This is a genomic window from Nostoc sp. (assembly GCF_036919615.1).
Taxonomy (GTDB): Bacteria; Cyanobacteriota; Cyanobacteriia; order Cyanobacteriales; family Nostocaceae; genus Nostoc.
Window position 1 is genome coordinate 22,333 of record NZ_JBALCN010000104.1, and the last position, 8,301, is coordinate 30,633.

Below are 8,301 nucleotides of genomic sequence, written 5' to 3' on the forward strand. Positions count from 1 at the left end.
TTTTTGCCGAGATGCCATGATTTATTTTAACCAATTTGGGTTATGTTCAAATACAATTCGCCTTTCAATGCGATCGCTAGGTTCACCTCTTCGGTCAATAAAAGCAACGTAGTGCAGTTCATAGCGTCCAGTTGGGGCGTTGCGTCCATCCCAGGTAAAAATAGTTTCACCGCTTCTGGGTTTAGGGCGGGAAGTGCTATAGATTGCTGGTTGATCTTTGGAAAGAATTTCAAAGTTGGTAAATCTCACTCTGTCTTCGGAATAAAAGACAAATTCATACTTACCCGAAGTTTGCCCCAGAATGACTGGAACATACACAGGTTGGGAACCAAGATTATAGAATGCCACAGCGCAAAGGCTGTTAGCTGGTATTTTTGCTTGCCTGAGAACGTAAGTATCCCAGCTAAAGCTGAAACGCGAATCCTTGTTAGACAATAACAAGTCATCCATTTGATAGTGATAATTATCTCCCAAGGATTGCACAAGTACTTGAGGATTGTTACCACCACTAAGGTGGGGAATTTGCACCGTCAAGGTGTTGCCAAAACTGCTTAGGTTGCGAGTAGCAATAGAAATTAAGTTTAAGCTATTGCCGCTTAATTGTTTTTCTTTGATGCCTTCGCAGCGATTGGGTGGTTTGCGGTGGATATAATCGGTAGATTTGGGGTTCCCTTCTGGGCAAGAAGCAGCAGCAGAAAGATGACTAAGGCTAAGGATTAGTAGGCTGGCAAGAATAATTTTATAATTCATGGCTTGTTTAAAGTAATGCTCCAGGTAAGCAGTTGTTTTTGAATCTCAGACATGGGATAAGCAAAATCTTCTTTATCTTTTGTTGCAACGACGATACCTAAAAGTTGATTTTGTGAGTCAATTACAGGACTGCCAGAATAACCGGGTTTGAGTGCGGCTTGAGATATTTCTAATCGCTGGTTGTTATAGTTGCTGATTTGTCCTGATTGCATAGACCAAGATTTATCTTCTTCCCTTTGAGCAAAATGACCGATAATCCGAATGGGCATTTTTGGGGCGATGGCAGTTGAGGAGATGGGTAAGGGTTGGATATCTTCTGGCAGCTTACCGCTAACTTCCAAAACAGCTAAATCAAGTTGTTCGTCTGTGGAAGTCACTTTGAACAGCTTGACATCTCGCCGCATTCGCACTCGGTTGGGTGGTGGTGAACTGAAAAATTCAACTTGAATATTTTTACCCTGTTCATTGCCATCAAAAATGACATGACGATTAGTGAGAATTAATGTCCGGTTGCCTTGTCGCTTAATTACTACGCCAGTGCCAATCTCAATTCCCTGGCGTTCACGGCTAGAAAAAGAAAAATCCGCAGTGATAAGTACCACAGAACGCTTAACAGGTAGATATGGATCATTTTTATGCAACCATTGGCGATCGTCTTCTACGCTAGCTAGTTTATTCTGTTGCTCTGTCCATAATCGCCCTGCTTCTCTATTGTTGTTACTGGAATAGATAAAGTGGGGATCAATCTGTTCTGCATTGCCAAACTGAACTATGGCTTCTTTTAGTTTCCCTTGCAGTTGGAATGCTAAACCTAAACCATTATGGGCAAGAGTATGAGCGCTGGCTGGAGTTACAGAATTATCTTCTGATAATGTTAAGGCTTTTTGGAAGGCGGCAACGGCAGCATCTAATTTCTTCTGGTAACTCAAAAAAACGCTGAGATTGCTGTAAGCAGTAGCAAGGTAAAGAACGCCGAGATTGCTGTAAGCAGTAGCAAGGTTGGGGTCAAGTTGAATCGCTTTTTGGTAAGCAGTAACGGCAGCATCTAACTTCTTCTGTTCTTGGAGGGTATTGCCCAGATTGCTGTAAGCACCAGCTAAGTTGGAGTCAAGTTGAATCGCTTTTTGAAAGGCGGTAATGGCGGCATCTAATTTCTTTTGGTCTCTCAGCACATTGCCCAGACCATTGTAAGCAACAGCAAGGTTGGGGTCAAGTTGAATCGCTTTTTGAAAGGCAGTAACGGCGGCATTTAATTTATTCTGGTCAGTCAGTACAATACCGAGATTGTTATAAGCAGTAGCATCATTAGGGTTGAGTTTAATAGCTGTTTGGTAGGCAGTTAATGCTGCATCTAATTTCTTCTGCTCTCTCAGTACAAGACCGAGATTGTTGTAAGCAACAGCAAGGTTGGGGTCAAGTTGAATCGCTTTTTGTAAAGCAGTAACGGCAGCATTTAATTTCTTCTGGTCTCTGAGGGTACTACCCAAATTATTGTAAGTACCAGCATAGTTAGGGTCAAGTTGAATCGCTTTTTGGTAGGCAATAACAGCGGCATCTAATTTCTTCTGGTCTCTAAGAGTACTGCCCAAATTGTTGTAAGCAAAAGCATAGTTGGGGTCAAGTTGAATCGCTTTTTGGAAGGCAGTAACAGCGGCATCTAATTTCTTCTGGTCTTGGAGGGTAGTGCCCAGACCGTTATAAGCAAAAGCATAATTTGGGTCAAGTTGAATCGTTTTTTGGTAGGCAGCTAATGCTTCATTTAATTTCTTCTGCTCTCTTAGCACTTTGCCGAGATTGTTGTAAGCAACAGCAAAGTTGGAGTCAAGTTGAATTGCTTTTTGGAAGGCAGTAACGGCAGCATCTAATTTTTTCTGTTCATATAACGCAATGCCGAGACCATTGTAAGCAGGAGCGAAGTTAGGGTTGACTTGAATCGCTTTTTGGAAAGCGGCGATGGCGGCATTTATTTTCTTTTGGTCACTTTGGACAAGACCGAGATTACTGTAAGCATAAGCCAAGTTAGGGTTGAGTTGAATCACTTTTTGGAAGGCGGCAACTGCTGCATCTAACTTCTTCTGTCCATGCAGCACATTTCCCAGACCATTGTAAGCAGTCGCCAAGTTGGGGTTGAGTTGCAAAGCTTTCTGGTGTGATGCTAATGCCTCCTCTAGTTTCCCTTGAGAATTTAGCACATTCCCTATACCAACGTAAGCTTCGGCATCATTAGGATTGAGTTGTAATGCTTTCTGGTGTGATGCTAACGCTGCATCTAGTTTCCCCTGTCGTCGCAAAGCATTACCCAAATTGTTATAAGCTTTGCCATTATTTGGTTCAACTTGTAAAACTTTACGCCAAATTGTCTCCGCTTGGGAGTTATTACCAACTGTTTCGGCAGCATCGCCTTGTTTAAATAACTGTTCTATATTGTTTTGAGCAACTACAAACTGGGGTGTTGTAGCCAGAGATAGAGTTAAAAATAAAGTAGTAAATATATAATTTCGCATAATCATCCTTAAAACTATTTATATTTCATACTTTAATCATCTGTGTTCATTGGCTTTTTCAAGAGGTCTCAATGCTCCAGGTGGACAGTTGTTTTTGGATCTCAGACATAGGATAGGCAAAATCTTCTTTACCTTTTCCTGTAACGACGATTCCTAAAAGCCGATTTTGCGGATCAAGTACAGGACTGCCAGAATAACCAGGTTTGAGTGCGGCTTGAAATATTTCTAATTGCTGGTTGTTATAGCTACTGATTTGTCCTGATTGCATAGACCAAGATTTATCTTCTCCCCTTTGAGCAGAATGACCGATAATCCGAATGGGCATTTTTGGGGCGATCGCAGTTGATGAGATGGGTAAGGGTTGAATATCTTCTGGCAGCTTACCGCTAACTTCCAAAACGGCTAAATCGAGTTGTTCCTCAGAGGTCATTTTGAACAGCTTGGCATCTCGCCGCATTCGCACTCGGTTTTTGGGTGGTGAACTGAAAAATTCAACTTGAATATTTTTACCCTCTTCATTGCCATCAAAGATGACATGACGATTAGTGAGGATTAATGTGCGGCTGCCTTTTCGCTGAATTATTATACCAGTGCCAATTTCTGTTCCCTGGCGTTCAATACTCACAGGAAAATTCGCAGTGATGCGTACCACAGAACGCTTAATGGGTACAGTAGGATCATCTTTAGGCAACCATTGGCGATCGTCTTCTACACTACCTAATTTATTCTCTTGCTCCGTCAATGACCGTCTTGCTTCTATATTGTTGTTACTGGCATAGACATAATTACGGTCAATTGCTTCCGCGTTGTCAAACTGTTCAATGGCTTCTTTTAGTTTTCCTTGCTGTCGGAACGTTAAACCCAAGCCAGTATTAGCGAGAGTATGAGCGCTGGCTAAGGTTCCAGAATTGTCTTCTGGGAATGTTAGGGCTTTTTGGTAGGCGGCAACTGCTGCATCTAATTTCTTCTGCTCTGTCAGGGTAATGCCGAGATTGTGGTAAGCATAAGCATAGTTGGGGTTGAGTTGAATTGCTTTTTGGAAGGCGGCAACTGCTGCATCTAATTTCTTCTGTTCTCTCAGAGCATTGCCGAGATTATTGTAAGCATAAGCATAGTTGGGGTTGAGTTGAATTGCTTTTTCGTAGGCGGCAACTGCTGCATTTAATTTCTTCTGCTCTCTCAGGGCAATGCCGATATTGTTGTAAACAAGAGCTAAGTTGGGGTTGAGTTGAATTGCTTTTTCGTAGGCGGCAACTGCTGCATCTAATTTCTTCTGCTCACTCAGGGCATTGCCGAGATTGTTGTAAGCAAGAACTAAGTTGGGGTTGAGTTGAATTGCTTTTTCGTAGGCGGCAACTGCTGCATTTAATTTCTTCTGCTCACTCAGGGCATTGCCGAGATTGTAGCAAGCAGTAGCATAGTTGGGATTGAGTTGAATTGCTTTTTGGAAGGCGGCAACTGCTGCATCTAATTTCTTCTGCTCACTCAGGACAATGCCGAGATTGTAGTAAGTAGTAGCATAGTTGGGGTTGAGTTGAATTACTTTTTGGAAGGCGGCAACTGCTGCATCTAATTTCTTCTGTTTCTTAAATATGTAACCAATAAGGTTATGAGTTTTTGCATCTTGTGAGTTTAGTTGAACGGATTTTTGACAAGCTGTTATTGCTTCATCAAGTTTTTTCTGATCGTCCAACACATCACACAGCTTGTAGTAAGCAGTAGCATAGTTGGGGTTGAGTTGAATTACTTTTTGTAATGCTGCAACTGCTGCATCTAATTTCTTCTGCTCTCTCAGGGCAATGCCGAGATTGTAGTAAGCAAAAGTATATTTGGGATCTAGTTGAATTGCTTTCTGATAAGCAGCGATCACAGCATCTAACTTCTTCTGTCCATGCAGCACATTTCCCAGACCATTGTAAGCAGTCGCCAAGTTGGGGTTGAGTTGCAAAGCTTTCTGGTGTGATGCTAATGCCTCCTCTAGTTTCCCTTGAGCATTTAGCACATTTCCTATACCAACGTAAGCTTCGGCATCATTAGGGTTGAGTTGTAATGCTTTCTGGTGAGCTGCTAATGCTTCCTCTAGTTTCCCCTGTCGCCGTAAAGCATTCCCCAAATTGTTATAAGCTTTGCCATTATTGGGTTCAACTTGTAAAACTTTACGCCAAATTGTCTCCGCTTGGGAGTTATTACCAACTGTTTCGGCAGCGTCGCCTTGTTTAAATAGCTGTTCTATATTGTTTTGAGCAACTACAAACTGGGGTGTGGTAGACAGAGATAGAGTTAAAAATAAAGTAGTAAATATACGGTTGTGCATAATCATACTCATGCGTTGGTTGATTTTATCAGGACTTACCCGAAAATCGCTAAAAACCGGAATAATTTTTGATAAATATTCGTGAACGAGTCTTTGAACTCCGTTGATGAACCTCAGAGCTTCGTGAATGAGTCTTTGAATTCTGTTAATGAACCTCAGAGCTTTGTGGATGAGTCTTTGAACTCCATTAATGAAGTAAAATGGGCGGTTATTCAATACGATCCCAAAGACGCGATAAATCGCCGTCTCTACGAAGGACTGATTCTTGTAAAGACGGCGATTTATCGCGTCTCTTGCCTTAACCGAACAGTATTGGGCGATTATTTTCAGGGGAAAATTAGACTTGAGAGTAGTTGTTAAGAAAAACAGGTTGGCCGCCTTGCTCAAGAGATACTGTTAGTGCAGCAAGAATTTCTACTAACTGTGCGCCTACCCAGCCAGAGGAAACCTCTGAGGGAGTATTGTTGAGAATAGAGACAACAAAGCCGGAGCAAACTCGCCCCAATGGTTCACCTGGCTTTAATTCCAGCACCACCTGCCTTTGATTTACAGGAATAAATTGATTGCCTTGCTGTTCAAACTCCCCATGTAGCAGCGTTAGAGGTGATGATTGCGACATTTCATCAAAAATCAAACTACCAAGGCTACCTACAATCCCCAGGCGTCGCTGCTTATCGTTATTCAGCCAGCACAGATGAATATAAGCTTGAAAGCCATCTGGGTATGTCAGTGTTAGCCATACTAGATCAGCTAAACCTTGGGATGGAGAGTGGGTAATTTCCCTATTGGCTTGCCCCTGTAGCCACACTGTACCCGTTGCTTGTACTTTCATCGGGATCTGACTCAACCAAGCGTTAAAGATAGCAATATCGTGAATAGCTAAGTCCCACAGCGCATCAACATCTTGCCGCACAGGCCCTAAATGGGTACGGGTGGCGTAGCCATAGCGTAAATCACCTAATTTACCCGCTTGTACTACAGTTTTTCCTCGCTCCACTGCTGGGTGAAATAAATAAGTATGGTCAACCATGAGTATTAAATAATACTGTTCTGCTAACTGGCAAAGTTCTCGACATTCTGCTGGGTCGAGAGTTAGGGGTTTTTCAGCTAAAACATGATATCCCTGTCGGAGAGCGTCTTTAATTAAAGCATAGTGAGTGGTAGCTGGAGTTGCGATCGCCACCCCTGTTAACCCTGGCACTTCCTTTAAATCTTGCCACTGCGTTGTTAATACTACATTTTCATCTAAATTAAACTGCTGCTTTACTGCCGCTAATCGTTCTGGATGGGGGTCTACTACAGCAACTACATTTGCTTGGGGATCTGCTAAGAAATTCCGTAGCAAATGCACTCCCCAACGCCCAACTCCGATGACAGCAATTTTAATTTGGTTTGTCATTAGTTATTTGTCATTTGTATTGAAAGGACGAGGGACAAATGACAATCAACTGATTATCAGCTAATCAACAGTCTTTTAAACTCAGGGTTTTTGCGGATTAGGAATTGCTAAAAAAGCTACTTTGGCTGCGGCTTGTTCAGCAGTTTTGATCGAGCGTCCCTTGCCAACTCCTAGCTTGTTTCCGTGCAGCCACACTTCAGCAACGAAACGTTCTTGATTGCGATGCGGTTGACTGACTTCCACAACCCGATACTCTGGTAAAACTTTAAATTGTGCCTGAGTCCATTCTTGGAGAGCAGCTTTGTAATTAAGTCTGGCTGGATCGAGGCGAATTTCTGTAGTTAGTTGTTGGAAGTGGGGATCTAACCAAGAGCGAATCAGTTCCAGATTTTGAGTGCTTAAGTAAAGCGCACCCAGAACTGCTTCAAAAGCATCTGCCAGTCGTGACTCTTGACCAACTTTATCAGCAGTAGCACTACCAGCAACTAGTAAGTATAACTCCAAACCATAAACTCTTGCCAATTGGGCGAGGACGCGATCGCTCACCAACACCGAACGAATTGCTGCAAAATCCCCTACTGGACAATCGGGATAATTTTCCCATAACACAACAGCCGACACCAGCCGCACCACTGCATCGCCAACAAACTCCAGCTGTTCATAATTTGCCGACTCAGAAACAGTGGGATGAGTTAGCGCTAAATCCAGCAGTTCCCACTTGATAGGTGCTTCTGGTGACAAACCTAATTTTTGGATTAAATTTTCGAGCTGCCGTTGACGGCGTGGATAGGCAAGGGGCATTACATGACAAGGGGAAGGGGGCAAGGGTCAGGGGAAGAAGGCAACTAGCTATCTATCTTATATCTCTAAAGTTCTTGGACTATTAACTCTAGCAACTTTTTGCTACTTCTCTCTATCTAGCTTCTCTTGAATAGCTTGACGGCAAAACTCAGGAGGATCGTCTTTAGCTTTTACCTCTTCCTTCATTTCCTTGGTGACACGCAAATGTAGATATTCAGTTAGTGGTCTCTCTCTGTCCGTGGTGAATGGCTTTAAGTTATCTGGATTACCTTTATTTTTAGACATTATGTAAAAATATAAATAAAGACATTTTCCACATGTATATCAGTGGAGAATATTAAATCAATAGGCATTTTAGCCTGAGAAACTTGTTGCCCACCGATTCCCACTTTTACAAGAGGTAACTCTATTTTATGTTTACACGCACAGAATTAGAACTTACAGCAATTTGATATCAAAACTACCACAAAAGTCATAAACTTAAAAGATGTAAAAAAGAAGATTATTAAGAAATGGCAGCATATTCAATCGAC

6 protein-coding genes are annotated in these 8,301 nt (G+C 42.3%); all 6 read right to left on the reverse strand.

All coding sequences use genetic code 11. From position 1 onward, the window contains the following. Positions 1-21: 21 nt before the first annotated feature. The 6 genes from V7K48_RS32975 to V7K48_RS33000 all read right to left on the reverse strand — a co-directional run bounded on the left by V7K48_RS32975 (position 22) and on the right by V7K48_RS33000 (position 8,053). Entirely contained in the window at positions 22-750 is a 729-nt protein-coding gene (locus V7K48_RS32975; RefSeq protein WP_335079268.1) for a hypothetical protein, read from the reverse strand. Further along, the gene (locus V7K48_RS32980) at positions 747-3,254 is read right to left on the reverse strand and encodes a tetratricopeptide repeat protein (RefSeq protein WP_335079270.1); all 2,508 of its coding nucleotides are present in this window, start codon (positions 3,252-3,254) and stop codon (positions 747-749) included. The genes V7K48_RS32975 and V7K48_RS32980 overlap by 4 nt, the downstream gene beginning before the upstream one ends. A 58-nt stretch (positions 3,255-3,312) precedes the next feature. Next, positions 3,313-5,955 carry a tetratricopeptide repeat protein gene (locus V7K48_RS32985; RefSeq protein ID WP_335079272.1) on the reverse strand — a complete coding sequence of 881 codons (2,643 nt, stop codon included), beginning with the start codon at positions 5,953-5,955 and terminating at the stop codon, positions 3,313-3,315. Continuing rightward, a complete protein-coding gene (locus V7K48_RS32990) occupies positions 5,906-6,967 on the reverse strand; it encodes a Gfo/Idh/MocA family protein (RefSeq protein ID WP_335079274.1) in 1,062 nt (353 codons plus the stop codon). The genes V7K48_RS32985 and V7K48_RS32990 overlap by 50 nt, the downstream gene beginning before the upstream one ends. Positions 6,968-7,048: 81 nt before the next feature. Then, the gene (gene rnc, locus V7K48_RS32995) at positions 7,049-7,768 is read right to left on the reverse strand and encodes a ribonuclease III (RefSeq protein ID WP_335079276.1); all 720 of its coding nucleotides are present in this window, start codon (positions 7,766-7,768) and stop codon (positions 7,049-7,051) included. A gap of 102 nt (positions 7,769-7,870) precedes the next feature. After that, on the reverse strand, positions 7,871-8,053 hold the full coding sequence (locus V7K48_RS33000) for a hypothetical protein (protein WP_099104126.1): 183 nt from the start codon (positions 8,051-8,053) through the stop codon (positions 7,871-7,873). Positions 8,054-8,301 lie beyond the last annotated feature (248 nt).

Coding starts and splice junctions, on each gene's coding strand:
- V7K48_RS32975 (WP_335079268.1), bottom strand. CDS start 750: ATGAATTATAAAATTATTCTTGCCAGCCTACTAATCCTTAGCCTTAGT.
- V7K48_RS32980 (WP_335079270.1), bottom strand. CDS start 3,254: ATGCGAAATTATATATTTACTACTTTATTTTTAACTCTATCTCTGGCT.
- V7K48_RS32990 (WP_335079274.1), bottom strand. CDS start 6,967: ATGACAAACCAAATTAAAATTGCTGTCATCGGAGTTGGGCGTTGGGGA.
- rnc (WP_335079276.1), bottom strand. CDS start 7,768: ATGCCCCTTGCCTATCCACGCCGTCAACGGCAGCTCGAAAATTTAATC.
- V7K48_RS33000 (WP_099104126.1), bottom strand. CDS start 8,053: ATGTCTAAAAATAAAGGTAATCCAGATAACTTAAAGCCATTCACCACG.